This is a genomic window from Robinsoniella sp. RHS (assembly GCF_001029355.1).
GTDB classification, from domain to species: Bacteria; Bacillota; Clostridia; order Lachnospirales; family Lachnospiraceae; genus Robinsoniella; species Robinsoniella peoriensis.
On record NZ_JNGB01000004.1, the window covers coordinates 242,234 to 267,527 of the forward strand.

Annotated in this window: 19 protein-coding genes; 17 read left to right on the top strand and 2 right to left on the bottom strand. The window is 44.0% G+C overall.

What is annotated here, in order from left to right:
* Nucleotides 1-192 precede the first annotated feature (192 nt).
* The 14 genes from RHS_RS04115 to RHS_RS04180 all read left to right on the top strand — a co-directional run bounded on the left by RHS_RS04115 (nt 193) and on the right by RHS_RS04180 (nt 18,526).
* Entirely contained in the window at nt 193-897 is a 705-nt protein-coding gene (locus RHS_RS04115) for a LytTR family DNA-binding domain-containing protein (protein ID WP_044288849.1), read from the top strand.
* A gap of 1 nt (nt 898) precedes the next feature.
* Nucleotides 899-2,215: a GHKL domain-containing protein gene (locus RHS_RS30065; protein ID WP_395021230.1), complete on the top strand. Its 1,317-nt coding sequence runs from the start codon at nt 899-901 to the stop codon at nt 2,213-2,215.
* A gap of 127 nt (nt 2,216-2,342) precedes the next feature.
* Nucleotides 2,343-5,375, top strand: coding sequence for a glycoside hydrolase family 3 N-terminal domain-containing protein (locus RHS_RS04125; protein ID WP_047832390.1), 3,033 nt, complete (start codon nt 2,343-2,345; stop codon nt 5,373-5,375).
* A 76-nt stretch (nt 5,376-5,451) separates the two neighbouring features.
* Nucleotides 5,452-7,890, top strand: a complete 2,439-nt coding sequence (locus RHS_RS04130) for a glycoside hydrolase family 3 C-terminal domain-containing protein (RefSeq protein WP_044294273.1) — start codon at nt 5,452-5,454, stop codon at nt 7,888-7,890.
* Entirely contained in the window at nt 7,887-8,495 is a 609-nt protein-coding gene (locus RHS_RS04135) for a hypothetical protein (RefSeq protein WP_044294274.1), read from the top strand. Before RHS_RS04130 ends, RHS_RS04135 begins: the two co-directional genes overlap by 4 nt.
* Before the next feature lie 203 nt (nt 8,496-8,698).
* Nucleotides 8,699-9,793, top strand: a complete 1,095-nt coding sequence (locus RHS_RS04140) for a linear amide C-N hydrolase (protein WP_047832391.1) — start codon at nt 8,699-8,701, stop codon at nt 9,791-9,793.
* 15 nt (nt 9,794-9,808) lie between these two features.
* Complete coding sequence (locus RHS_RS04145; protein WP_047832392.1) at nt 9,809-11,194, top strand: phenylacetate--CoA ligase family protein; 1,386 nt, start codon at nt 9,809-9,811, stop codon at nt 11,192-11,194.
* The gene (locus tag RHS_RS04150) at nt 11,169-11,930 is read left to right on the top strand and encodes an ATP-binding cassette domain-containing protein (protein ID WP_047832393.1); all 762 of its coding nucleotides are present in this window, start codon (nt 11,169-11,171) and stop codon (nt 11,928-11,930) included. Before RHS_RS04145 ends, RHS_RS04150 begins: the two co-directional genes overlap by 26 nt.
* An 11-nt stretch (nt 11,931-11,941) precedes the next feature.
* Nucleotides 11,942-14,290, top strand: a complete 2,349-nt coding sequence (locus RHS_RS04155) for an FtsX-like permease family protein (RefSeq protein ID WP_047832394.1) — start codon at nt 11,942-11,944, stop codon at nt 14,288-14,290.
* Nucleotides 14,291-14,405: 115 nt separating this feature from the next.
* A complete protein-coding gene (locus RHS_RS04160; RefSeq protein WP_047832395.1) occupies nt 14,406-15,038 on the top strand; it encodes a cyclophilin-like fold protein in 633 nt (210 codons plus the stop codon).
* 60 nt (nt 15,039-15,098) lie between these two features.
* The gene (locus RHS_RS04165) at nt 15,099-15,965 is read left to right on the top strand and encodes a DUF3737 family protein (RefSeq protein ID WP_047832396.1); all 867 of its coding nucleotides are present in this window, start codon (nt 15,099-15,101) and stop codon (nt 15,963-15,965) included.
* A 61-nt stretch (nt 15,966-16,026) separates the two neighbouring features.
* Nucleotides 16,027-16,572: a cyclophilin-like fold protein gene (locus tag RHS_RS04170; RefSeq protein WP_047832397.1), complete on the top strand. Its 546-nt coding sequence runs from the start codon at nt 16,027-16,029 to the stop codon at nt 16,570-16,572.
* A 57-nt stretch (nt 16,573-16,629) separates the two neighbouring features.
* Entirely contained in the window at nt 16,630-17,244 is a 615-nt protein-coding gene (locus RHS_RS04175; protein WP_027292170.1) for a LysE family translocator, read from the top strand.
* Nucleotides 17,245-17,347: 103 nt separating this feature from the next.
* Nucleotides 17,348-18,526: a MalY/PatB family protein gene (locus RHS_RS04180; protein ID WP_047832398.1), complete on the top strand. Its 1,179-nt coding sequence runs from the start codon at nt 17,348-17,350 to the stop codon at nt 18,524-18,526.
* Nucleotides 18,527-18,550: 24 nt separating this feature from the next.
* On the opposite strand, the gene RHS_RS04185 is transcribed toward RHS_RS04180, so the two are convergent.
* Nucleotides 18,551-20,083, bottom strand: a complete 1,533-nt coding sequence (locus RHS_RS04185) for a helix-turn-helix domain-containing protein (protein WP_047832399.1) — start codon at nt 20,081-20,083, stop codon at nt 18,551-18,553.
* Nucleotides 20,070-21,893 carry a histidine kinase gene (locus RHS_RS04190; RefSeq protein WP_047832400.1) on the bottom strand — a complete coding sequence of 608 codons (1,824 nt, stop codon included), beginning with the start codon at nt 21,891-21,893 and terminating at the stop codon, nt 20,070-20,072. Before RHS_RS04190 ends, RHS_RS04185 begins: the two co-directional genes overlap by 14 nt.
* A gap of 194 nt (nt 21,894-22,087) precedes the next feature.
* On the opposite strand from RHS_RS04190, the gene RHS_RS04195 reads away from it, so the two are divergent.
* From RHS_RS04195 to RHS_RS04205, 3 genes are all read left to right on the top strand, one after another.
* A complete protein-coding gene (locus RHS_RS04195; RefSeq protein ID WP_047832401.1) occupies nt 22,088-23,470 on the top strand; it encodes an extracellular solute-binding protein in 1,383 nt (460 codons plus the stop codon).
* Nucleotides 23,471-23,555: 85 nt separating this feature from the next.
* Entirely contained in the window at nt 23,556-24,425 is an 870-nt protein-coding gene (locus tag RHS_RS04200) for a carbohydrate ABC transporter permease (RefSeq protein WP_044294291.1), read from the top strand.
* A 1-nt stretch (nt 24,426) separates the two neighbouring features.
* Nucleotides 24,427-25,251: a carbohydrate ABC transporter permease gene (locus RHS_RS04205; RefSeq protein WP_044294292.1), complete on the top strand. Its 825-nt coding sequence runs from the start codon at nt 24,427-24,429 to the stop codon at nt 25,249-25,251.
* Nucleotides 25,252-25,294 lie beyond the last annotated feature (43 nt).

Genomic DNA, 25,294 nt, shown 5'->3' on the forward strand with positions numbered 1-25,294 from the left:
TTAATTATAATTCAAACACTTTCTGTATTACTCAAAGAACTCCCATTACTATTTTGCATTATTTAAAGCTATAGAAATGCATTAAGGATACGTATTTGTTATAAATCGTAGCACATGCTAATATGGAAGTAAAGATGGAAAGTATTTCGCCGCAGAAAGCAGAACAACGCAGGAAAAAGGAGAATAAAGGATATGAGAGTAGCGGTAGTAGATGATTCAATAGAGGATGCGGATCGTATTGTATCATATTTAGAGCAGTTTGAACGAGAAAACAGCCAAAGTTTTCAGACAAAAGTCTTTTATGCCAGCTTTGACTTTTTAGAAGAATATTGTGGGGATTACGATGTTATTTTTTTGGATATCGAAATGCCCGGGAGTAATGGCTTAGAGGTGGCGCGGGAAATAAGAGGGAGAGACCAGGCAGTCGGTATCATCTTTATTACCAGTCTGGCCCAGTATGCCATTGAGGGGTATGAGGTCCAGGCAATTGATTTCATGGTAAAACCAGTCGGTTACTACAATTTTTCGATGAAACTGGAAAAAGCATTCCGTTTTATAGAAATTCATAAAGAGCAGGATATTTTAATCAGCAATAAAGATGGCATTGTCCGAATAACAGCTTCTGATATCTTTTACATAGAGAAAGACCGTGATTATCTTTTGTTTTATACAAGGCAGGGATGTTCCAAGAGCAGAGGGAGTATGAAGGAAATCAAGGATAAACTGAAATCCCTTCCTTTTGCCGAGTGCAGCTCCGGCTGTTTAATCAATCTGAATTATGTAAGGAGGGTAGAGAAAGAAAGTGTGGTATTGACTACAGATCAGAAGCTTCCGCTTTCCAGAAGGTTAAAAAAACTGTTTGCACAAGATTATATTAGATTCATGGGAGGCTTGTAAGATGATATATAACTTTTTTGAAAATCTTTGTATTCAATTTCCATTTCAGCTGCTTATTTCAGAAGGGATCTTTTTACTTGATGTACCTAGAAGAAAGCGCTTTGTACCGAGGCTGGTCATTTGCCTGGCTCTGCAAATCATTTTGGGCGTTCTGTGGGAATCTGCACTAACATACTTATTACCTCAATCCTTATTCCAATACGTCCTGTTGTATTTTGGCTACGCGCTTTTAACGATGATACCCATTCTGGGCAGTTTCGATATCGGAATTCAGGAGCTGATTTTTATTCTGGCAGGTGGATATGCGACAGAACATATGACTTTTGCACTCAGCAGGATTGTTCTGCACCTGATACGTGTAAGATATCAATTATATGGCAGCCTGCTTCACCTGTTGGTCACACGATACCTTATTTATGTGTTTGGGGCAGTGGCGGTATACCTTTTAATCATCCGAACAAAGAAAAAAGAGAATAAACTGAGGGACAGTGATTTTAGGATTGCAGTGCTTGGTTTTATCATCATGGTCTTTGCCATTGGATTCAGTGTTTACTGGTCCTATCCCAAGGAATATATCGGCACCGGGGACATCATCTGTCCTGCATACAGCTTTTTATGCTGCGTGCTTGTACTTTTGATGGAGTATTACGTGCTCCGGGAAAACAGCTTGAAACATGAACAGGAAATGATGGAGCAGCTTCTCCAAATATCAACTGCACAGCAGAAAAGCTCAAAAGAAGCCATTGATATCATCAATATGAAGTGCCATGACCTGAAACACCAGATGAAAGCATTGGCGAAGATAGAAGATGACAGTTCCAGAACAGAGTATTTACAGGAGATTCGGGATGCGGTATCCATTTATGACGCTACCTACCATACCGGGTGCAGCGCGCTGGATTATGTGCTCCGGGAAAAAACACTGATATTCAATGAACGACAGATTGAGTTCAGCTGTATGGTGGAAGGTAAAATGATCTCATACATGACCTCTGCCGATGTGTATGCTCTCTTGGGAAACGCATTAGACAATGCACTGGAACGTGTGATGAAGGAAAAGAGAGGGGAACGTATCATCAGCTTTCAGATCAAACACCATAATGATATGATGCTGATTCATCTGGAAAACAGATGCAGCAGCTCGCTTTCCTTTGAAAACGGTATGCCTGTCACAGAAAAAAAAGATAAGACGCGACACGGTTTTGGTGTAAAAAGCATGACTTATATTGTGGATAAATATCATGGTGATATTGTAATGTCTGTGCGGGACGGTAAGTTCAATCTGGATATCTTACTTCCGTCATTGGCAGAAGAATAGACCAGTTTACCGATTATCGTAAAAAAACGACCAGTTTTCGCATTTACATTTACATAGACTTTTCCCTGCTATAATAAACACAGTTAAAGAAATCAACTATAATTTTTAAAGCAAGGGAGGAAGAAACATGCTTCAATTTTTAATTGACTGGCTGACCCCTATTTTTAATAGCATGGGTGTCAGTGAAACGGATGTACAGCGGTATGTACATACTTTAGGCGGTTATATTTATGTGATTGCAGGGTTGCTGGTTGCAGCAGTTGTTATTATGATAGCAGCCCACTGGGTGGTAAAAAAAGGAACCAGACATGTTGTCCGCTGGGCCGCCGGTATTTCATGGATACTCATTGTGACAGTTCTGGCCAATATGATTTCCTTTGGCCCCATGTACAATAACTTAGCGCCGATTCTGAATGGCAAAGGTTCTGTTTCTGAGGAAACCATAGAATCATCCAGGGAGATTATCAAAGAAACCGGTGAGGAAGGACTGACACTGGTAAAAAATGAGGGAACCTTACCTCTGGAAGCCAATACCAATGTGAATGTATTTGGGTGGGCATCCACCAATCCGATTTATGGCGGTACAGGGGCAGGGGCGGCTGATAATTCCGGAAGTGTGGATATCCTTACTTCGCTGACGGATGCCGGGTTTCAAGTAAATCAGGAACTTGCAGATATGTATAAGGAATACAGTCCCACCAGAAGTGCCGGCAGTGTCTTTTATACTGACTGGTCTCTGCCGGAACCAACGCAAGAGTATTACACAGATGATCTGATGAAGGAAGCAAAAGAATTTTCTGACACGTCCATCATCGTTCTGTCAAGGTCAGGCGGAGAGGGGCAGGATGTTCCCCTTGATATGAAAGCAGTCATTGACGGAACCTACGATCCCCGTGACGAGGTGGCTAATGGAAATGACCTTTATAACTATTTTGCCTGCAAATACGATAATAACGGTGATTATGATGACTTTGATGAAGGAGAAAGCTATCTGGAGCTTTCCAATACAGAAGAGGCTATGATTCAGAAAGTATGCTCTGAATTTGACAATGTCATTGTAGTCATCAATGCAAATAATACAATGGAGCTTGGATGGGTAGACGAATACGAAAATATTGGCTCTGTGATTCTGGCACCGGGCACCGGAGCAACCGGTATGGCTGCCTTAGGAGAAATCTTAAACGGTTCTGTGAACCCATCAGGTAAAACCGTGGACACATATGTATATGACTTGAAAAGTACCCCTACATACAACAACTATGGGAATTTCCCATTCAGCAATGTGGAGGATTTAAAAGAAGAACTCACAAAAGCAGACGAGGCATATGAGGGAGGGCTTCCCTTTGTAAACTATGTGGAGAATATCTATGTGGGATACAAATTCTATGAGACGGCTGCACAGGAAAATTTAATTAACTATGACGAAATAGTGCAGTACCCATTTGGATATGGATTGAGCTATACCACATTCACTCAGGAGCTTCAAAATCTGAAAGATAATGGGGATACTGTTTCTGTAGATGTGACGGTTACAAATACGGGAAACACAGCAGGAAAAGATGTAGTTGAGCTTTACTATACCCCTCCATATACCGATGGCGGAATTGAAAAAGCATCTGTGAACTTAATCGATTTTGGTAAAACAGCAGTGCTGGAGCCGGGAGAATCAGAAGTAGTTTCCTTTGAGATCATGAAGGAAGATATGGCTGCTTATGACTCCAGAGGCATCAAGGTAGAAAATGGCGGTTACATCCTGGAAGCCGGAGATTATAACCTTTCTGTCAGATCCGATTCCCATACGGTATTGGATGAGGAGACTTTCCATGTGGATGCAGAAATCAATTATGCTGCAGATGGCCGTGTATCCGATGATACCACTGCAGTAAATCAATTCCAGGAGTATTCCGCAGGCAGAGTCACCTATCTGTCACGGGCAAATGGCTTTGCAAACTATGAGGCAGCCACAGCAGCGCCAGGCGAAGAGCTGTATGAGATGGATGAGGAAACAAAAGCGTTTGTAAGTGAGAAATCTGTTGCACATTATGATTCCACCAAATATGATAATCCGGAGGATAAGATGCCTGTAACAGAGGCAGACAATGGAGTAACCGTAGCGGATCTGACGGGAAAAGAATACGACGACCCATTGTGGGAGGAACTGCTGGATGAGCTGTCCGTGGAAGATATGATTAACATGGTCAATCTTGGAGGGTTCCAGACCGTTGCCGTGGATTCTATTGGAAAAGTCGGAACACTGGATTCCGATGGCACATCGGGTTTAAATGACTGGTATATCGGGGTATATGGTACTGCTTACCCGGTACAGCTTCTCATCGCACAGACATGGAATAAAGATCTTTCCAGCCGCATTGGTGAAGGCGTTGGCGCAGAATATGCTGACTGCCGTATTTTCGGGGCTTACGCGCCGGCCATGAACATCCACCGCTCTGCATTTACCGGACGAAACTTTGAATATTATTCCGAGGACAGCGTGCTGTCCGGTCATATGGCATCGGCCACGGTAAATGGAATGGCAACAAAAGGTGTCTATGCATATCTGAAGCATTTTGCACTGAATGAACAGGAGACAAACCGCTGCAGTCTGCTCCTGACCTATTCTGATGAACAGGCCATCCGGGAAATCTATCTGAAACCGTTTGAGATCTGTGTAAAGAACTTTGACGGAAAGTCACTGGCTGTGATGTCCTCCTTTACCTTTATCGGGGACAGATGGACTGGTGCCAATGCAAACCTCTTGAATAACGTACTTCGGGATGAATGGGGATTCCAGGGAATGGTATTATCTGACTGGAATGGTTCTTACGGATATCAGAATACGGATGACGCTGTCCGTAATGGAAACGATGCTATGCTTGGATTCTTTGCAGCAGAGTCCAACCAGATTACAAACACCTCACCCACAATGGTTCTGGCTATGCGGCAGGCGGCTAAAAACATTCTCTATACGGTTTCTAACAGCGGAAACTACACCATAGAGGATCCAAATGCAGACAAGATGCCGAATATGACAAAATTATTCATTGGAATTGATGCTGCCGTAGCAGTGGTATCACTTGGTATTATGGCACTTGTTCTTGTCAGGTACTTTAAAAAGAGAAAAAAAGTTACCATTGAAATAGTTCCAAAGACAGAAGAGTAACAGGCAGGATAACGGGGCTTCTCAGTAATGGGAAGCCCTTTCGTTCTCAACTGCCCTTTAGAAAAAGGAGAATGTAATGAAACATTTAGATATGATAGAAAAAATGACTCTTGAGGAGAAAGCAGCCTTCTTAAGCGGGAAAGGGGAATGGGATACCCGTGATATCCCCCGCCTTGGTATTCCTTCTGTGTTCTGTTCTGACGGACCTCATGGAATCCGCAAGCAGGCGGGAGCCGGTGACCATCTGGGGTTAAATGAGTCTCTGCCGGCCACCTGTTTTCCGACAGCAGCTACCATAGCAAACAGCTGGGATGTGAATCTGGGAAAAGAAATCGGAGAAGCACTGGGCAAAGAAGCCGCGGTACTGGATGTACAAGTGCTGCTGGGACCGGGACTTAATATCAAACGAAGCCCGTTTTGCGGCAGGAACTTTGAATATTTTTCGGAAGACCCTTATCTGTCCGGGAAAATGGCAGCTTCTTATATCCGGGGAATACAGAGCCAGGGAGTGTATGCCTGCCCGAAGCATTTTGCAGTGAACAGCCAGGAGCTCCGCAGGATGGCGATGAATGCAGTGCTGGATGAGCGGGCGCTTCGGGAAATCTATCTGACCGGATTTGAGATAGCTGTAAAAGAGGGTGGCGCGAAGGCTATAATGTCCAGCTATAACCAGGTGAATGGAATATATGCCAATGAAAACCAGCATCTTCTTTTAGACATTCTGCGAAAAGAGTGGGGGTTTGATGGGATTGTTATTACAGACTGGGGCGGTTCTAACGACCATGTGAAAGGCGTAAAAGCAGGTTCAACTCTGGAAATGCCTGCACCGGGACTGGACTCGGCAAGACAGATTCTATCTGCCATCGAAGATGGGGAGCTTACAATGGAAGAACTGGATGACTGTGTAGACGATCTGCTGGATGCCGTGTTCACAGTAAGTGAAATCCACAAAATAAAGAAAGCGCACTTTGACGAGGCAGCACATCACAAGCTTGCCAAAAAAGCGGCGGCTGAAAGTGCGGTGCTTCTAAAAAATGCCGATCACATACTTCCGCTGAACGCAGGCTGTAAAGTTGCAGTAATCGGGGATTTTGCGGCAGAACCGAGATATCAGGGCGCAGGCTCATCTATGGTGAAACCCACAAAAATAGAGACCATAGAGAACTCCATTACAGAGTATGACTTGCAGGTGGCTGGAGTGTCAAGGGGCTATAGACGTACCGGTGAGGCGGACGAAGTTTTGAAGAAGGAAGCATTGAATCTTGTTTCCACGGCAGATGTTATATTGTACTTTTTTGGACTGGATGAACTCAGTGAGTCGGAAGGGCTGGACCGTACACATATGCGGATCCCGCAGAACCAGATTGAACTCTTGCAGTCCATTCTGCAGGTAAATGAGAATATCGTTGGAATTATGAGCGCTGGGGCCTCTGTGGAAATGCCGTGGCAGAAGAACTGCAAAGCGATTCTGCATGGATACCTTTCTGGACAGGCGGGAGCCAGCGCCATGCTGGATATCCTGACCGGAAAAACAAACCCATCCGGAAGGCTTGCGGAGACTTATCCTATCCGGTATGAGGATACACCGGCACTAAGGCATTTTCCAAGCACAGAGAGAAATGCAGAGTACCGGGAGAGTATCTATGTGGGGTACCGCTATTATGATACCAGCAAAGTCCGGGTACAGTATCCATTCGGGTTCGGCCTGTCCTATACCGAATTTACCTATTCGGATATGAAAACTGACAGCCAGGGGGTTACCTTGAATGTGACAAACAGCGGAAACATGGATGGCGCAGAAGTGGTGCAGCTGTATGTGGGACTTCCAAATGCCATTGTGTTCCGCCCGGAAAAAGAATTGAAAGGATTTATAAAAGTATTTTTGAAAACAGGGGAAAGCCGTAAAGTGCATATTTCATTCGACGATAAAACCTTCCGTTACTGGAACATAAAAACGAACTGCTGGGAAGAAGAAATGGGAACCTACCGCATTATGGTCGGTGCAAGTGTAAATGATATCCGGCTGGAGGCAGAATGGGAAGTGGAAGGCACCACTTCTGAATATCCATATCATCCGGCAATGCTTCCCTACTATTATACAGGGATTGTACAGCAGATATCTGACCTGGAATTTGAGACACTTCTGGGGTATCCGATTCCGGAAGGAAAATGGACGGGGGAACTTACATCGAATGATGCCATTTGTCAAATGTATTATGCAAAGAGCGGACTTGCCAGATTCATTTATAACCGTCTGACCAGCATAAAAAAGAAAAGTGAGGAAAGGGGAAAACCGGATTTGAATATCCTCTTTATTTATAACATGCCGTTTCGGGCATTGGCAAAAATGACGGCAGGGGCAGTCAGCATGGATATGGTAGATGGCATTGTAGCAGTTGTGAACGGTCAGTTCTTTAGGGGAATGAAAAAGATAATAGGTGGATTCTTTGGCAATGCCAGGGCAAATAAGGCATATGAAAGAAGATTATCAGGAAAGAAGGGGAAAACAAGATGAGTCAGATAAAAGAAAAATGGATTACGAGATGGAACGGCTTTGAAGAAAAGCACCCGAAACTTTCCAAGTGGGTATATCAGATTTTTTATTTTTTTGTATTCAGCATGATGGTAACGGTATTTCAGTACCTGGTCTTTACCTTTCTGCCGGGATTTCTGGGAATGGGGCTTGCCGGAACCAGGTTTATGTGGCCGCAAAAAGAGCTGCATCTCTTCGGTGTTGACTTCACATGGAGCCTTCTTGGCTACAATGTTCTCTATGATGCCGGAGGCGCTGTGATGATAGGTGGAGGGCTTGGATACTTTATCAGTTATGAAGTTGGGTCTTTTCTTGCCCAGTGTATCAATTTCCCACTGCAGAGGAACATCACTTTTAAAAGCCACGGTAATCCCTGGTATCAGGCTGTATGGTATTTCCTTGCCTGGGTCGTGATTTCCCTGATCTGCAATGGATTCAATAACTTATGGATGCCGATTGCCTCCGTTTATGTGGCCCCGGCAGTCTATAACCTGCTGGTGACATTTATCACCGGTGGCGTATCTATGATTATTTTCTTTTTTGTATTCAAGATTATCTTTCCGGAAGGTGAAGCGCAAAAGAACTAAAAATTGATGTTGTCTAAAAAGTCATAAATGGAACAGTAGTAAACATGCTGAGACAATAGGGCTTCTGTCATTAAAAAAATGATGCATCTGGAATTATTGGTTCAATACGAAAGAATCCGTTTAGAAATTGTTTATCTTTTTGTTAGATGCATGTTATCCGTGGGAGTTACAGTAGTAGCAGATGAAGAAAGGAAATAAATGAGATGAAGAAAAAAATATACATGGCTTTCATGATGTCATTGATTCTCGGTACAGTCGTCGGCTGTGGAGAGAATACAAAAACACCTGAAAATACAGTACAGACGGAAACAGCAAAAGGAGAAGATATGGTTAAGGAAAAGGTAGAACCGGGAACAGAAATCACAGAGCTGGAAGAAGGGCTGTCATTAGTCCGCTATGAAGGAGACTATGGCTTCGGCAGTTTTCTGGAGCAGGGCGGCGCTGTCTCCGATGAAGGGGTGGTGGAGTATTTGAGCAGCCAGCTCACATCAAGCATACCAGAACTGCTATTTGGCGGGAACCCATTCGGGTGCAGCACACTTTCAGTGAAGAATACCGATGGCGGTTACCTGTTCGGCAGAAACTTTGACTGGGATGCCTGTAACGCTTTGATTATCAGTTCAAAACCGGACAATGGTTACGCATCCGTTTCAACTGTCAACATGGATTTTATTCAGGCTGGCGGGCTTGATATTTCTAAACTGCCTGACATGGCACAGGCTATAATCGGATTGTATGCGCCGCTGGATGGTATGAATGAAGAAGGATTCGCGGTATCTGTCAACATGATTGAGGATTCAGACACCATTGAACAGAATACAGATAAGCCGGACATTACAACCACGACAGCCATCCGCCTGCTTCTGGATCAGGCCGCAAATGTGGAGGATGCACTGAATCTGCTTTCCCAGTACGACTTCCATGCTTCTATGGGAATGATGATCCATCTGGCACTTTCTGATGCAGAAGGAAACAGTGTCGTGGTGGAATATGTAAACAATCAGATGATTGTAACAGAGACCCCGGTTGTCACCAATTTTTACCTGTCGGCAGGAGAGAAATACGGGATAGGAACTTCCCAGTCCCATACGAGATATGATATTTTGAACGAGACACTGGAAAAGCAGGAAAGCATGACGGAAACGGATGTGAGAAATGCACTGGACAGCGTGAGTAAAGACAATTTCGGAGAGTTTGAATCTACGGAATGGAGCATCGTCATGAATCAGGAGACAAAGGAACTGACTTACTATCACAGGGAAAATTATAAGCAGGGATATACCATATCGGTTGAATAGAAAAGGAGGAGAACGATGAATTATTTTAAGACGCTGGTGGATCTATACCGTTTGAAAAAACAGGCAAAGCTTACCACACAACAGATGCGCACCCTGCAGAATAAAAAGTTAAGAAACATGTTGCATTACGCATGGAAACATTCTGCCTACTACAGAAGAACCTTTACGGCGGCAGGCATCACAGAGGAACAATTGGATGAACTCCCGCTATCCTGCTTCCCTACCATCGATAAGAAAGAATTTTTAGAGCATTTTGACGAGCTGATTGTTCCAATAGATCTGCGCCAGAAAGAACTCCGTGAATTTGATGCGGCAGATTCATCCGACCGAAAGCCATACAAAGGGAAATACCATGTGGTACATTCCTCCGGGAGTACCGGAAAACCGGGATATTTTGTATATGATGAAGCGGCATGGAATCATATGCTGCTTGGCATGATCCGGGCAGCGCTCTGGAACATGACCATGCCCCAGATACTGTCCCTGCTGGCAAAACGTCCCAGAATTGTATATATTGCAGCAACGGATGGACGATACGGGGGCGCAATGGCAGTCGGTGACGGAATCGACGGAGTGGGTGCGAGCCGGATGTATCTGGATATCAAGACACCGCTTGACGAGTGGATACGGCAGATCAAAGAATTCAAACCCAATATTATCATTGGATATCCATCCGCCATCAAGATATTGGCGGAACTTGTAGAAAAAGGCAGGGTAGAAGTAAATGCAGTACGGGTGATTTCCTGCGGGGAGCCTCTTGGGGCAAGCCTTCGGAACTACCTGGAAAGAAGTTTTCAGACAAAGGTGGTCAATTTCTATGGAGCCAGTGAATCACTGACTATAGGCGTGGAGTTGAACCCGGAGGAAGGTATGATACTCTTTGATGATATGAACTTTATTGAAGTGGAGAGCGGAGTGATGTATCTGACATGTCTGTATAACTTTGCACAGCCTCTGATCCGTTACCGTATTTCTGACAGTCTTGTTCTGAAAGCGGCAGAGGTTAACAGTCCCTATCCATTTACCAGGGCGGTCGGTCTTCTGGGCAGAAACGAAGATATCCTCTGGTTTGAAGACGGATCCGGAAACGAAGAGTTCCTGCATCCTCTTGCCATTGAGGGCTTTTGTATCGAAGGGCTTATGGATTACCAGTTCCGGCAGGTCGGAAAGGATGCATTTGAAATGTACGCAGAAACTTCTGCATCTGCCTCCAGAGAAAAAATAAAAGCAGAAATGCTGTATCAGATGAAAAAAATCCTTGCCGGCAAGAAGCTGGATTATGTACAGTTTTATATGATTTTTACAAATGAAATCCTTCCGGATCCAAGGACAGGCAAAAAATCATTGATACTTCAGAAAGGGGCAGAAGGCCAGTATGAAAAAAGTGTTATTGCAGGGTAGACAGGTGAGCAAAGTCTTTGTGCAGGGCCAGGTTAAGAATAAGATACTGGACCTGGTGGATGTAGATATCTATGAACAGGACTTTACCATTATCATGGGCTCCTCCGGTGCCGGAAAATCCACACTTTTATATGCCTTAAGCGGAATGGATGCTATTTCAGATGGGACGGTGGAATACAAAGGAATACAGATCAGCCGCTTAAAGGAAAAGCAGATGGCGAAGCTTCGGGCGGAGGAATTTGGATTTGTATTCCAGCAGACACATCTGGTAAGCAATCTTACACTTTTTGAAAATGTGGCGGTCGCAGGCTTCGTAAGTAAAAAAGGCAGTACGGGGGAAATCCGGAAACGTGCCAGGACGCTGCTGACCCAGATGGGTGTAGAAAAAGCAGAGAACCGTCTTCCCTCCCAGGTGTCAGGCGGCGAGGCACAGCGTGCCGCCATTGCGAGAGCCATGATTGGAAATCCCGGACTCCTGTTTGCGGATGAACCTACCGGGGCTCTGAACAAATCCCATACCGATGAGGTCTTAAACCTTTTGACCTCCTTAAACAATTCCGGACAGAGTATCCTGATGGTAACCCACGACCTTAGGGCAGCGCTAAGAGGGAACCGGATTTTATATCTGGAGGACGGAAAAGTCCTGGATGAGCTGACCATGACAAAATATCAGATGGCTGAGGAAAGGCAGAGGGAAAACAAATTAAAAGAATGGCTTTCCGAATTACAGTGGTAGGAGGATACAACATGGAAAATACAATCATATGCAGAGCCGGAATCCGAAGGCATAAAGCAAGCCTTTTCGGAATAGCAGTCCTTTTGTTTTTCGTTTCCCTGTCCCTGACCACAGTACTCACGGTGTACCTTGGCGGCGGCAGGCATATAGAGCAGGAGATGCAGCGGGCTGGGTTTGGAAACCTTACCGCCTGGGTATCGGGTGTGCCGGATCTTGCGGCACTGACCAACAGCATAGGGACACAGGAGGGGATTGAAAGGACAGAAGTACAGGACCTTATCTTTTCCGATTACGAAGCAAATGGCGTGAAGTCAGACAGCGAAGGACAGCTAATCCCCTGGAATTCGGGAACAGAAACTTATCATTTCTTCCGTGACGGGCTGGACGGTTACAGGGACGCTTCAAGGGAAATCGTTCCGGGAACGGTCTATGTATCTCCTTCCATGGTCTCCGTTATGGACCTTAAAATTGGTGACACCATCACATTTCCTGTGGCTAGAAGCGGAATCACCAAAAGCTTAACGGTATCCGGATATTATGAGGATCCGTTCATGGGCAGCTCCATGATTGGAATGAAAGGCTTCCTGGTATCAGAAGCGGATTACGCGGAGATTCAGAAGATGATTGAAGAGACTGGGATGGACAGTCTGGCCAGGAACGGTGCGATGATCCATATCTTTACGAATAATGAACAGTTCAGTGTAAACGAAATCAACCAGAGACTCAATGAAAACACCCCCATTTCCCAATACACAGAGTTTATACACAGTGCAGAGGCAATCCGGAGCTTTATGGGTATCCTGCAGAATGCCTTCTGTGGGCTGCTGGCGGCATTTGCCCTGGTTCTTCTAACGGCAGCCATGGTGGTTCTGGGGCACAGCATTTCCGGTGTGATCGAACAGGAATATAAAAATCTGGGGATATTAAAAACCATCGGGCTTACCGCAAACCGGCTGGTCCGGCTGCAGCTTGTGCAGTATGCCACAGCCATGTGCATCGGGATCCTGCCAGGAATACTGGCGGCATCTCCTGCAGTCAGCATGGCAGGAAAGATTACGCTGACGGCCACAGGAGTCCTTCTGCCCCAGAATATACCGATTCTGCCTTCTCTTATAGTTTTTGCAGTGATTTTTCTCCTGTTGGTGGGATTCGCAGTTTTAAACTTAAGGAAAATCATGTTTGTCACACCCATGAGGGCGATCCGGGGTGAAACAGCAGAACGAAAATGGAAACCGCTAAAAACAGTCCAGATGAAAAAAGAAGGGCTTCCTCTAAGGCTTGCAATGCGCCAGCTTCAGACTGGAAAAAAGCAGTACATAAGCGCCTGCCTGATTGCGGTTTTGCTGGTTTTCTTTGCCTCACTGACAGGAAGGACAAATGCATGGCTTGGACCGGAGGGCAAAGGAATGATGGATGCATTTAATCCGGCGGATCTGGATATCGGCGTGCAGGCGCTGGGAGAGCTTGAACCGGAGGTGATGGAGGACATGGTCCGCTCTTACACCGACATCACCGACAGCTACCAACTTGCCATGCCAAGTATATCCGTAAATGGAACCAATTTTACGGCAAATGTAATCACAGAGCCGGAACGGTTCCATATCAGCCAGGGTGAGACCAGCCGGAGAGAAGATGAGGTGGTACTGACAGAAACCGCCGCCTCCGACCTGGGGGTATCCATTGGAGATACGGTGGCGATCCGTGGGGACATGGGGAGCGGTACCTTTACGGTTTCCGGAATCTATCACTGTGCAAATGACATGGGGGCCAATATCGGGATGAGCCGGGAAGGATATCTCACTATCGGGCAGGATGACCCCAAATTATGGTGCCACCATTATTTCCTCTCAGACGAGTCACAGAGGACAGCGATAACGGAGGAGCTTCAGGCAGCTTTTGGAGGTGACGTACATGTGCATGAGAATTCCTGGCCGGGGTTGTTCGGAATCATTTCGGCTATGCATGGGCTTCTGGCATTTATGTACGGGATGATCGCATTATTTGTATTGATTGTGACAATCATGACCGGAAGCAAGATTCTTACAGCGGAGCAGAAGGACATGGGGATTTATAAAGCCATTGGATGTTCCACCAGAATGCTGCGCCTGTCATTTTCGCTGCGGTTTGGCATCGCAGCAGTGACGGGCGCGGCAGTGGGGACTGTACTGGCATCCATTTTTACAGACCCGTTGGTTTCCGCAGTCATGCGGCTTGCGGGAATCAGCAACTTTGCATCTCATCCGGATATTCTCACTATGGTTCTGCCAGGTTTCATCGTTATCCTGTTGTTTTTGGGATTTTCTTATCTGGCAGCCGGCCGTATAAAGAAGTCAGATATGACAGTGTTGACGGCTGAATAGTCGTGTAACACATATCATTAGATAGGAGTCAGGACATGGTAAAGAGAAATAAGCTGAGCGCAAATGCGCAGAAAGGAGATCTTATTGAGGAAAAACATCTCAATAAGTATGGATTATGAAGAATAGACTCGTAAAAAAAGCAATGGGAGCAGCAACTTTAATTATGCTATCTGCGGCACTTCTGGCTGGCTGCGGCAAGGAGGAACGACAGGGGAGCGTAAGCACCGGACAAAGTACATCAGATACTGTGGCCGGCACCAATGCAGGAACAGAGACGGATACAGTAACAGAAACAGAGGCCAAAAGCGGCAATTCAGCTGACAGCCAGAATACAAGCGGAGTAACTGAACTGGAAGTACGGTTCGGAGATAACGGCTCCCCGTTCATGATGCAGCTGGAAGATAACGAGACCGCGGCAGCGATTGCCCGCTATGTGGGAACTTCTGACTGGAGACTTCCCATTTATGAAAGAGATGATGATGCGGACTATGACGTGATGCAGTATTACGATGTATCCGGCAGATATAATATCCCATCCAATGGGAAAACAGTAACATCGGAAAAAGCCGGGGAAGTCTATTATTCGGACCCAAACCGTATCGTATTGTTTTATCATGACGCAGAAATCACGGGAGAATATACCAAAATAGGAACCTTTGATGCAACGGATGACTTTGTGACTGCTGTAGAGGAAAACCCTGTGTTAGAAGGCTGGGGAAACAAGATCGTGCAGATTGCACAGCCATAAAGATAACATAAAAATAACATAAAGATAACATAAAGACAACATATCAAAGGAGAGGTAGAAATGAAAGAAATCAGACGTGAGTTTTTAACAGGAGAACGTGCACTTTTTAAAGGAGAAAATTTAAAAATATACGACACCATATTTACGGATGGGGAATCACCGCTTAAGGAAAGTCATGATATTGAGCTTTTCGGCAGTATGTTCAAATGGAAATATCCATTGTGGTACAGCAGGAATATCATTGCCGAGGACTGCACCTGGTTTGAAATGGGCCGTGCAGGGGTGTGGTATACGGACAATATCACGGTAAAGAATGCAGTCATTGAGGCACCAAAGAATTTCCGCCGGTGTCATGGCGTGACCCTTCAGAATGTACATTTTCCAAATGCAGCAGAAACCCTGTGGAACTGTGATGAAGTCATCATGGAGCAGGTTACGGCAAAAGGAGACTACTTTGCCATGAACAGCCGGAACATGAAGCTTCAGAATTTTCAACTGATCGGGAACTATTCCTTTGACGGGGTAAAAAATATGGAAATCCATAATGCCAGACTGCTCTCCAAAGATGCTTTCTGGAACAGTGAAAACGTGACGGTATATGATTCCTTTATATCAGGGGAATATCTTGGCTGGAATGCAAAAAATCTGACACTGATTAACTGTACCGTCGAAAGCCTGCAGGGAATGTGTTATATTGACAATCTTGTTATGAAGAACTGCAGGCTGCTGAATACCACCCTTGCATTCGAGTATTCTACCGTGGATGTAGAAATTGACGGAAAGATTGACAGCGTTATGAATCCAACAGGAGGAAGTATCCGGGCAGATTACATCAAGGAACTGATTATTGAAAAAGACAAAGTGGATCCGCATAAAACAGTCATTACCTGCACAATGGATCAAAGTCCAGACAAAATGGCGGTTTAACCAATGAAACATACATAATGGATATATATGAGAACAACAGCCACAACAGGAGGTATAGCACATGAAAAAATTAACCCCCCTTTTCCTTTGTGTCGTATTGCTGTTTATCCTTTCAGCCTGCAGCAGCAGTTCCAGGCTGCATACGGAAAGTATAAATGCAGACCAGACAGAACAAACCATTCCTGTAACGGAGGCCCCGCCCCCGCCATCAGAAGAAACAGCTTCTGATACAAAGGAACCCCCCATAAAGGAATTACAAATCCGGGTAGAAGGAGAAGACGGGCAGAATATTGTTTTTCAGTTGAATAACAGCTCCGCAGCACATGCATTGTATGACCAGCTCCCTCTTTCTGTCCCGGCAGAAGATTACAGCAATGATGAAAAAATATTTTATCCCCCCAATGAATTGGATACAAGGGACACTCCCCTGGCCAAGGGACCTGCAGGAACACTGGCTTACTATGAACCGTGGGGGGATGTGGTTCTTTACTACGGTGAGTGTGGAGGCGCAAGCGGCCTGTATGCACTTGGCGAAGCTGTGTCTGGTACGGAACAGATTGAAACTTTATCAGGAGAACTAAAGATTGAAGCAGTAAACGGTGAGTAAAAGAAAAGATGAGGATTTCCGCCAGACGAACAGGCGGGAGAGGAGAGGAAGGAACAAATGGGTATTTTTATTATAAAGGGGATTCTAATCGGGCTTATCTTTGGCATGCCGGCCGGAGCAGTTGGGGCAATGACAGCACAAAGAACCATGAATTATGGCATGAAAGCAGGTCTGATAACGGGATTAGGATCCTCTGCTGCGGACTGTCTGTATGCTTGTATCGGTGCCTGTGGATTTACCTTTATCTCCGATTTTTTACTTCGGCATCAAAGTATCATTCATCTGGGGGGAGGCTGCCTGATTCTGGGCATGGGTATCAGTATGCTGACGATAAAAAATGCCAGGCCTCAAAATGTACAGAATCCTGTCAGAGGTATCCGGATGTTCGTTTCGTCCTTTGCAGTGGGAATAACAAACCCGGCAGCCATTCTTACCTTTCTGTTTGCGTTTTCCTGGTTTGGTATAGATGGAGAGACGGGAATTACATCCGGGATCGGATTGGTGTGCGGCGTATTTATCGGGACCTATATCTGGTGGGGAACACTTTCCGGAGTGGTTACCTTACTAAAGAAAAAAGCAAAGAAGGATCATCTCGCAGCTATAAACCGGATATTCGGTATCATTTTAATCCTTTTTGGTGCAGTAGTACTACATCAAACAATTATATCTTAAATTTGGGTTTCGCTGAAAAAGGGAAGCTTAGAATGCGATGGGAGACAGTTGAATACTAAGCGGGCACTGAGCTTGAAATTAAAAGAAAATAGGAGGAAAAGGCATGAATTTTCAGTTTGATCAAATAATAGAGCGCAGGAATACGGGGGCCATGAAATGGGATGTGAATGAAAATGAACTTCCCATGTGGGTGGCTGATATGGATTTTCAGACAGCACCGGAAATAACAGAAAGCATGGTGGATAGAGCCAGACATGGAGTATTTGGATATACATTGGTGACAGATGAATGGTATGGGGCTTACCAGACCTGGTGGAAAAAACGGCATCAGTTTGAAATCAGGAAAGAGTGGCTGGTTTTTTGCACTGGTGTAGTGCCCGCTGTCTCCAGCATAGTCCGTAAGATAACTACCGTAGGGGAAAATGTTGTAGTAATGACTCCGGTATATAACATATTTTTTAACTCTATAAGTAATAATGGCAGAAATGTATTGGAAAACCCATTGAAATACGATGGCAATGAATATCAGATTGATTTTACAGATTTGCAAGAGAAACTGGCAGATGCCCAGACGACCCTACTGATCCTTTGTAATCCACATAATCCGGTGGGCAAAATCTGGGACAGAGAAACGCTTAAGAGGATTGGGGATTTATGTGTCAAATACCATGTGACTGTTTTATCGGATGAGATACACTGTGATATTACTGAGCCTGGTTCTGATTATACACCGTTTGCCTCAGTATCGGAAAACTGCCAAAACAACAGTATAACATGTGTATCCCCTACCAAGGCATTTAATCTGGCAGGGATTCAGACGGCTGCTGTGATTGTACCGGATGATAATCTGAGGAATAAAGTGGTCAGAGGTCTGAATACCGATGAAGTGGCAGAGCCAAATGTATTTGCTGCCATGGCACCGGCTGCGGCATTTGGCTGCGGCGGAAACTGGCTGGATGCCTTAAGAGAGTATCTGTGGGAGAACAGGAGGTATGCAGAAGCGTACATGGAAAAAGAAATCAGAGGAGTATCAGCGGTTTCCGGCAGGGCAACGTATTTGCTTTGGATTGACTGCCGGTCCGTCATTGGTGACTCATCGGAACTTTGCCGCTTTATTCGCCGCCACAGTGGTTTATATCTCTCGGACGGAAATGAATACCGGAACGGAAAGGGGTTCCTGCGTATGAATCTGGCATGTCCAAGGCAGCAAGTGAAAGATGGCCTGAAACGTCTGAAGGACAGTGTGGCAGCTTATGAGTCATGGGTATGCGGCCAGTGTTAATATAGACGGCAGCAATTATTTTATTCAAAGATTCTTATTTCGGTAATCGGAAGGAGATACACCGGTTAATTCCTTAAAAAACCGGCTGAAATAGTGCTGGTCCTCATAACCGACCAAAGTACTTATTTGCTTCACGGATAAATCGGAATGTTCCAGAAGCAGTTTCTTTGCTTCGTCTATACGCAGCCGCAGGAGGTATTTCACGGGGGATTCTCCGGTATGCTTTTTGAAAATCCGGGTCAGATAAGAGGCGTTGAAATTAAACTTCCTTGCCATGTCCTCTATGTTAATAGGGGATGCATAATTTTTCTTCATAAATAGCTCTAGTTCATTTATGATAGAAGATGCATCCGAGCATTTTCTTGATTGTGTACGGAAGATCTCCTGGAATATGTTTAAGACCTCAGAAAATAATGAATTAATGGCGGCTGCATTTTGGATGCAGTCGTATAACCTTTTTTCGTGCATATTATTTTCTTCATTTGTTGTCTCGAAGTCATTTTCCGTTAAACGGAGAATTTGCAGCAGCTGACTTTCAATCATATACTGGGGACATTTTAAATTTTGCCACTGACTGAACAAAGCCTCCAGAAATTGTGAAAAAGATACAAAATTCTCAGACTTCGCAGATGCGGATAATTTATTTATATCGGAAATATCAAGCTTGGTATGACCGACGGTGGATTCCGGAGTAATGACTTGGGAGAAACCGATAATCAAGCCATGGTACAAACGGTTTCGCAGCATCCTTGATGAAGTTTCAATATCCTGATATGCAATATAGTGTTCACAGACAGCGATTGATACAGGTGCATATATTTTTTCCAGAATCCCCAGCAAAGTTTTGGCATTTTGCAAGATTTCTTTTTCATTATTCTGACTGGCAGCAACTATTAAGAATTTCTGGTTCATTTCCCGTTCGTCAATCAGCCACCAGCTTTCCTGTTTAGAAAAACAAGTATTGAGCGCTTTCAGCATAGTATCCTCCGAAAATAAAGAGTCATCGTCTGCTTGAACCGTCAGCCCGGGAATATGGTTTTTTAAATTACCAAAACAGATCAGGAACAGCATAAAGTGTCTGCCGGAAAAGGAAGAAGGCATAAGCGCATCCGAGGCTTGCCCCGCAAGGGCGGAAGAGAGGATGCTGCGCTCAATTGATTTCTCCTTTTGCTTTATTGTGTCCTGCATTTTTCGCAGAATACTTTCCAGATTCGCTTCTTTCACCGGCTTTAACAGATAATCTGCAACGTCGTACCGGATTGCACTCCTGGCATATTCAAAGTCATCATAACCGCTGATGATGGCAATTTGAAGGGATGTATTTTTTTCCCGTATGCGCCGGATTAATTCCAGCCCATCCATCATTGGCATTTTTATATCCGTAAATAATATCTGTGCTTTAGTTGATTCCAGAAGGTGAAGGGCATCCAATCCGTTGTAGGCACTTCCAACCACCTGAAAATCTGGGGAAATATTTTCAATTTTTTTAATGATATTTTTTAAAATCAAAGATTCGTCTTCCGCAACAATGATGCGTACAGGTCTATTTATCTCCATAATTTTTATCCTCGCTTATAATTCCACCAATAGTAACTTCCGTTCCGCCGCCAGGCAGATTTTTTATTTTGAAAACAGCATTTTCACGGTAAGCCAGCTTAAGCCGTATATAGAGGTTAATCAGCCCCATACCATCAATTTCCAGTTCCGGCAGGGATTTTTCAGGAATAATGGACGCAAGCGTGTTTTCAAGTGCCTCTAATTTTTCAGGATTAAAACCGGATCCGTTATCGGTTACTTTGATATACCAGGTATTTTCTTTTGTTGTTCCTTCAATATGTATCACCCAGGGGGGGATTACATGGATTGCGTACTTGATACAGTTTTCAAGAAGGGGCTGGATGATTAGTTTTGGAATTCTTATGTGGTACATGGAATCATCAATATCTATGTGGAAGATAAGCCGATCCTCAAATTTTATTTTCATCAGGTTCATGTAGGCAATGCTCTGGTCAATTTCCTGGATTAAGATTACTTTTTGCATACTGCTGGAAGAAATATAGCGGAGAATGGAGGAAAGATCGTCACATACATCGATAATTTCTTTCGTACAGTCTTCTTCCGCCAGTATACTGATGGTTGACAGTGTGTTATAGAGAAAATGGGGATTCATCTGGGACTGAAGGGCAAGCATTTTTGCCTGAATCTCATGGGAACGCAGGGATACTACTTCATCCAGGGAATCCTCCAGCTTCTTGTTCATGGACTGGAAGGAATGGTACAGCTGGTTTAGTTCATCATACTGGCTGCTGTAATCCGGAACGGTGTCTTTAGATATCGTCTTCAGATCCAGCCGGGTTGTGATTTCCTGCAGCTTTCGCAGCGGTATTACCAGACTTCTGGATATCTGATAGGATATCAGAAGCGTAGTCAGAAGGATTGCAACAAGTGTTAAAAAGATAATATTGCGGAACTGGTTAATGGGTTTTAACAGTACATCCCTGGAGGTTTCCACAAGGAACGTCCAGCCAAACTGGGCTGAAGTCCGGTAAGCACAGTAAGTATTGCCTGCTTCGGCAGTATTTCCCTGGAGAAGACCGTTGGCAGATTCACAGACTGTAATCGATTTCCAATATTCGCTGATACTCCCGTTATGGTTATTATGACCGGTGTTTTCATATGCATAAACAATATGGCCGTTCTCGTCCAATATGTAAAGGTTATAAGATTCTGTTTTATTGGACAGCGTCTTATCAATGATCTTTTGAATCACAGAGAAGGGCTGCTGTAATTCCAGTATCGTATTATGGGGAAGGGTATTTTTTTCACTGAAGGAGCGGCAAAGTGAAATAACCGGTTCATTCTCAAAACCCCAGTCATCCGGGTGAGGCTCAAGCAGGATTTTATTGCCTTTTGCATCCATAACATCGGAGATCCAGGTCAGGTTTTTTACTTTTTCGGGGGGGATCGTTTTAAACGTACTGGATTTTGACATATTGATATAGTGACCGTCAAAATCAAAAATATTAATGGATATATTATCGATTCTATAGTCCAAAGCACTAAATACCATATCTGAAAAGTCTAACTTTTTCTGGGCACTTTCACGTGTAAAACTATACATGTCTTGCTTTAACAGTGATTTGATCGGTTTGGATACAGCAATACGTTTGGAATAGTTATTGAGCCTTTCTAACTGGGTATCAATCTGGGTAGTCAGGTTGTCGCATTTGTCCACCAGCGCGTTAGAAGCATTCTCCTTTAGTGAATTAGATATGTAAGCATAGAAGAAAGTCACTAAAATAAGAATAAGGATAACAATTAGTTTTGAATAGCTCAAAAAAAGATTGGATTGAATAGACTTTTTCATATCTTCCCCCCAAAAAGTTCTTATTTTCTTAATCATATCCGTTATTTTAAGGAATTACAAGTGATTATTTGCTAAAAACAGGCAGAAAAGGAAGAAGTAGGAAAAGTCCACAATGTGAAGTAGAAAATGTGTAAATACAAATACAATTCCGGGTGCTATAGTATAAACATGTTAAACAAAAAGGAGGAAGCAAAATGAATAGCATGAAATTGAGAAAGGTTTTGGGAGTTACACTGGCAGCAACGATATCAGCAGCAGCACTTGCAGGATGCGGCGGAAGCGGGGAAAGCAAAACGGCAGTTACTGAATCGAAAGGAACGGAAGCGGTTCAGGAAACAACGGGAGATACCACGGCGAGTGATACGGAAGCGGGATCTGCGGAAACAGCAAAGAGCGATGAAGCGAAAGAAGGGGTTACGATTACGGTAGCTGCATCATCCAACTGGATCAAAGATATTGATAAGGAACTTGCTGCAAAATATGAGGATGAGTCCGGCAATACAATCCAGTGGCAGGCAAGCCCTGATGACCAGTATACCAATGTACTGAATTCTAAATTTGCTGTGGGTGAAGGACCGGATATTTATCTCACCCAGTCAGGAGCCGGAATACAGGAATATCAGCCGTCAGAACATGCATTGGATCTGTCCGGAGAAGAATGGGTATCACGCTATCGCGACTGGGCAAAAGAAGGAACCACTTATGACGGAAAAATAGTGCAGTGCCTTACCTGGAGTGCTGACGGATGGGCGATGCTTTATAACCCGGATATTTTTGAAAAAGCGGGTATCAAAGAAGTACCTAAGACCTTTGACAGTTTTATGGAAGCCTGTGAGGCAATTAAGAATTTAGGTATTACACCGATCTATGAACCGGGAGCGGCTCAGTGGCACCAGGCAACATGGCTGGATACTCTTTCGGCTCAGGCGGAAGCAAGCAAGCCGGGACTTCGGGAATCCCTCAATCAGGACACTGCAAAGTTTGCAGAACAGGAAGGACTTTTAAAAGGTCTGGAACAGATGAAGCAAATTGAAGAAGCTGGTTATTTTGGAGAAGAATTCATGTCCAACACCTGGGAGAGCAGTGTGGATAAAATGATTACGGGAGAATATGCCATGATACTGGTATATACTACTTTCCAGAATGAGATTATGGCAAAAGATCCGTCTACTAATGCAGACAAATGGGAAATGTTCCAGGTTCCGTTAAATGACAATACGGTATTTGCCCAGTCTTCAGGTGGTGTAGGGCGCAGTATCAACAAAGATTCTAAGGTGATCGATGCAGCGAAAGATTATTTTAATTTCCTGACAAGAAAGGATAATCTGGAAACTTATTATGCAGCCAGACAGGATCTGGGACAGTGTTCATTTACGGATATTGAAGGGAATGTATCCAATGGTTATAAGACCGTAGTTTCAAATGGAACAGGAGTGGGACAGAACTTTGAAACCGGTGTAACCAACTGGAACAGCACAGAGATTGGTATTCAGGTTCAAAATATGTATCTTGGCGGAACAGCTATGGAAGTGCTGGAAGGCATTGATGCCATGAGAGAACCGTTATTTGAAAAATAGAGAAAGGTTATGGAAAAGAGGTAATGGATAAGCAAAATCATTACCTCTTAAATATTAAGATGAAATAGAGAAAAGGTAAAATATTATGAACAAAAAAAAGATATACAGTCCATTATTTTCAGTTCCGGCAATTGTATTGTATACAGTTATGTTTATGATACCTGTGGTGGCCGGAATCGGCATTTCGTTAACAGACTGGAATACGTCCTGGTCTAAAATTTCTTTTGTAGGGCTACAGAATTATAAAGATATTTTCCTGTCCCACGGCGGCCCATATCTGAAGAGTGTGGAGCATACGCTTTCGTTTACCGTAGTAACGGTTATAGGTAAAACTCTGCTTGGGCTTGGTCTGGCGCTTCTCCTGAATACAGGACTGAGAAGCAAAAATTTATTCAGAGGCCTGTATTTTCTCCCGTATACACTGGCGCCTTTGATTATCGGTATTGCATTTACTTCAATTCTGGGAATGGATGGACCGCTGAATAACATTCTTCGTCTTCTGGGGCTTGAGAGCTTGGTAAAAGGATGGCTTGCCAATCCGCATACAGCTCTGGGAAGTACCATGGTTGTTGAGATTTGGAGAATGGCAGGATGGAATATGATGATCTTGCTTGCAGGTCTCCAAATGATTCCGAAAGAGTATTATGAGGCTGCCGGAATTGACGGAGCGGGTAAATGGAAACAGTTTTTCTATGTAACGCTGCCGTTCTTAAGATCCTCGCTGACGATGGTTATGGTACTGAATACAATTCACGGGCTGAAAGTATTTGACATTATTTATTCATTGACAGGCGGCGGTCCTGGAACCTATTCAGAAGTAATCAATACACAGGTGTTCAAGGAATTTGGCAGTGGGCGTTATGGTATGGCTAATGCACTTTCTGTCATTGTATTTCTGGTAACCTTCATTATTTCAATGGTTATGAAAAAAGCTTTAGTTGGGGAGGAGGAATAAAATGAAGAAAAAACAGTTGACTGGAAAAATATTAAGACTTATAACTGCCGCCATAGGCAGCCTTACCGTCCTTCTGCCGTTATATTTCATTGTAATAAATTCCCTGAAAACCTCAAGTGAAGCCGGAGAATTGAACTTTGCATTCCCCCAGGTAATCCAATGGAGGAATTATATAGACGTAATTGAAGCAGGAAGCCTGGTGAGAGCATTTGGAAACAGTATGCTTATATCAGGAGTATCCGTAGTGATCTGCCTGATTGTTTCGGCAATGGCTGCTTTTTCTATTAGCAGAGACAGAAATAAAATGAATAAGGGCCTATACAATTATTTTTTTCTGGGACTGATTGCACCGGTAAACTATGTCGCCACTATATTTGTATTGAAGGCACTGCATATTCAGAATACATATATGGGAATTATCCTGGTGAATGCAGCATTAGGCATTCCGTTTCTGATCTTTCTCTTTGACAGTTTTATTGGAGGGATACCAAGAGAGCTGGATGAGGCGGCAGTTATTGATGGAGCCGGACCTCTCAGTCTGTTTTTTAAGGTGATTCTGCCCCTTTTGAAGCCGGTTACCATCACCGGGCTTGTGCTTAACTTTTTAGGGGCATGGAATGATTTTATTACCCCGCTGTATCTTTTAAACGATACAAAAAAGCTGGGAATGATTAATTCAATATATAATTTCTTCGGACAGCATTTTAATGAATGGAATATGATTTTTGCAGATATTCTGTTATCTGTTGCACCGATTATGATTCTCTATATATTTGGACAGAAATATATTGTCAGCGGAACTACGGCAGGAGCTGTCAAAGGATGATTATTGGCTATGGGGCCAGATGCATGAATTTGCAGAATTTTAC

Excerpts from the sequence above, each read along its gene's own strand:
- RHS_RS04160 (WP_047832395.1), top strand. The coding sequence starts at position 14,406 with ATGAAGAATAGACTCGTAAAAAAAGCAATGGGAGCAGCAACTTTAATT.
- RHS_RS04185 (WP_047832399.1), bottom strand. The coding sequence starts at position 20,083 with ATGGAGATAAATAGACCTGTACGCATCATTGTTGCGGAAGACGAATCT.
- RHS_RS04155 (WP_047832394.1), top strand. The coding sequence starts at position 11,942 with ATGGAAAATACAATCATATGCAGAGCCGGAATCCGAAGGCATAAAGCA.
- RHS_RS04195 (WP_047832401.1), top strand. The coding sequence starts at position 22,088 with ATGAATAGCATGAAATTGAGAAAGGTTTTGGGAGTTACACTGGCAGCA.
- RHS_RS04145 (WP_047832392.1), top strand. The coding sequence starts at position 9,809 with ATGAATTATTTTAAGACGCTGGTGGATCTATACCGTTTGAAAAAACAG.
- RHS_RS04175 (WP_027292170.1), top strand. The coding sequence starts at position 16,630 with ATGGGTATTTTTATTATAAAGGGGATTCTAATCGGGCTTATCTTTGGC.
- RHS_RS04150 (WP_047832393.1), top strand. The coding sequence starts at position 11,169 with ATGAAAAAAGTGTTATTGCAGGGTAGACAGGTGAGCAAAGTCTTTGTG.
- RHS_RS04135 (WP_044294274.1), top strand. The coding sequence starts at position 7,887 with ATGAGTCAGATAAAAGAAAAATGGATTACGAGATGGAACGGCTTTGAA.
- RHS_RS04125 (WP_047832390.1), top strand. The coding sequence starts at position 2,343 with ATGCTTCAATTTTTAATTGACTGGCTGACCCCTATTTTTAATAGCATG.
- RHS_RS04115 (WP_044288849.1), top strand. The coding sequence starts at position 193 with ATGAGAGTAGCGGTAGTAGATGATTCAATAGAGGATGCGGATCGTATT.
- RHS_RS04205 (WP_044294292.1), top strand. The coding sequence starts at position 24,427 with ATGAAGAAAAAACAGTTGACTGGAAAAATATTAAGACTTATAACTGCC.
- RHS_RS04130 (WP_044294273.1), top strand. The coding sequence starts at position 5,452 with ATGAAACATTTAGATATGATAGAAAAAATGACTCTTGAGGAGAAAGCA.
- RHS_RS04165 (WP_047832396.1), top strand. The coding sequence starts at position 15,099 with ATGAAAGAAATCAGACGTGAGTTTTTAACAGGAGAACGTGCACTTTTT.
- RHS_RS04140 (WP_047832391.1), top strand. The coding sequence starts at position 8,699 with ATGAAGAAAAAAATATACATGGCTTTCATGATGTCATTGATTCTCGGT.
- RHS_RS04200 (WP_044294291.1), top strand. The coding sequence starts at position 23,556 with ATGAACAAAAAAAAGATATACAGTCCATTATTTTCAGTTCCGGCAATT.
- RHS_RS04190 (WP_047832400.1), bottom strand. The coding sequence starts at position 21,893 with ATGAAAAAGTCTATTCAATCCAATCTTTTTTTGAGCTATTCAAAACTA.
- RHS_RS04170 (WP_047832397.1), top strand. The coding sequence starts at position 16,027 with ATGAAAAAATTAACCCCCCTTTTCCTTTGTGTCGTATTGCTGTTTATC.
- RHS_RS30065 (WP_395021230.1), top strand. The coding sequence starts at position 899 with ATGATATATAACTTTTTTGAAAATCTTTGTATTCAATTTCCATTTCAG.
- RHS_RS04180 (WP_047832398.1), top strand. The coding sequence starts at position 17,348 with ATGAATTTTCAGTTTGATCAAATAATAGAGCGCAGGAATACGGGGGCC.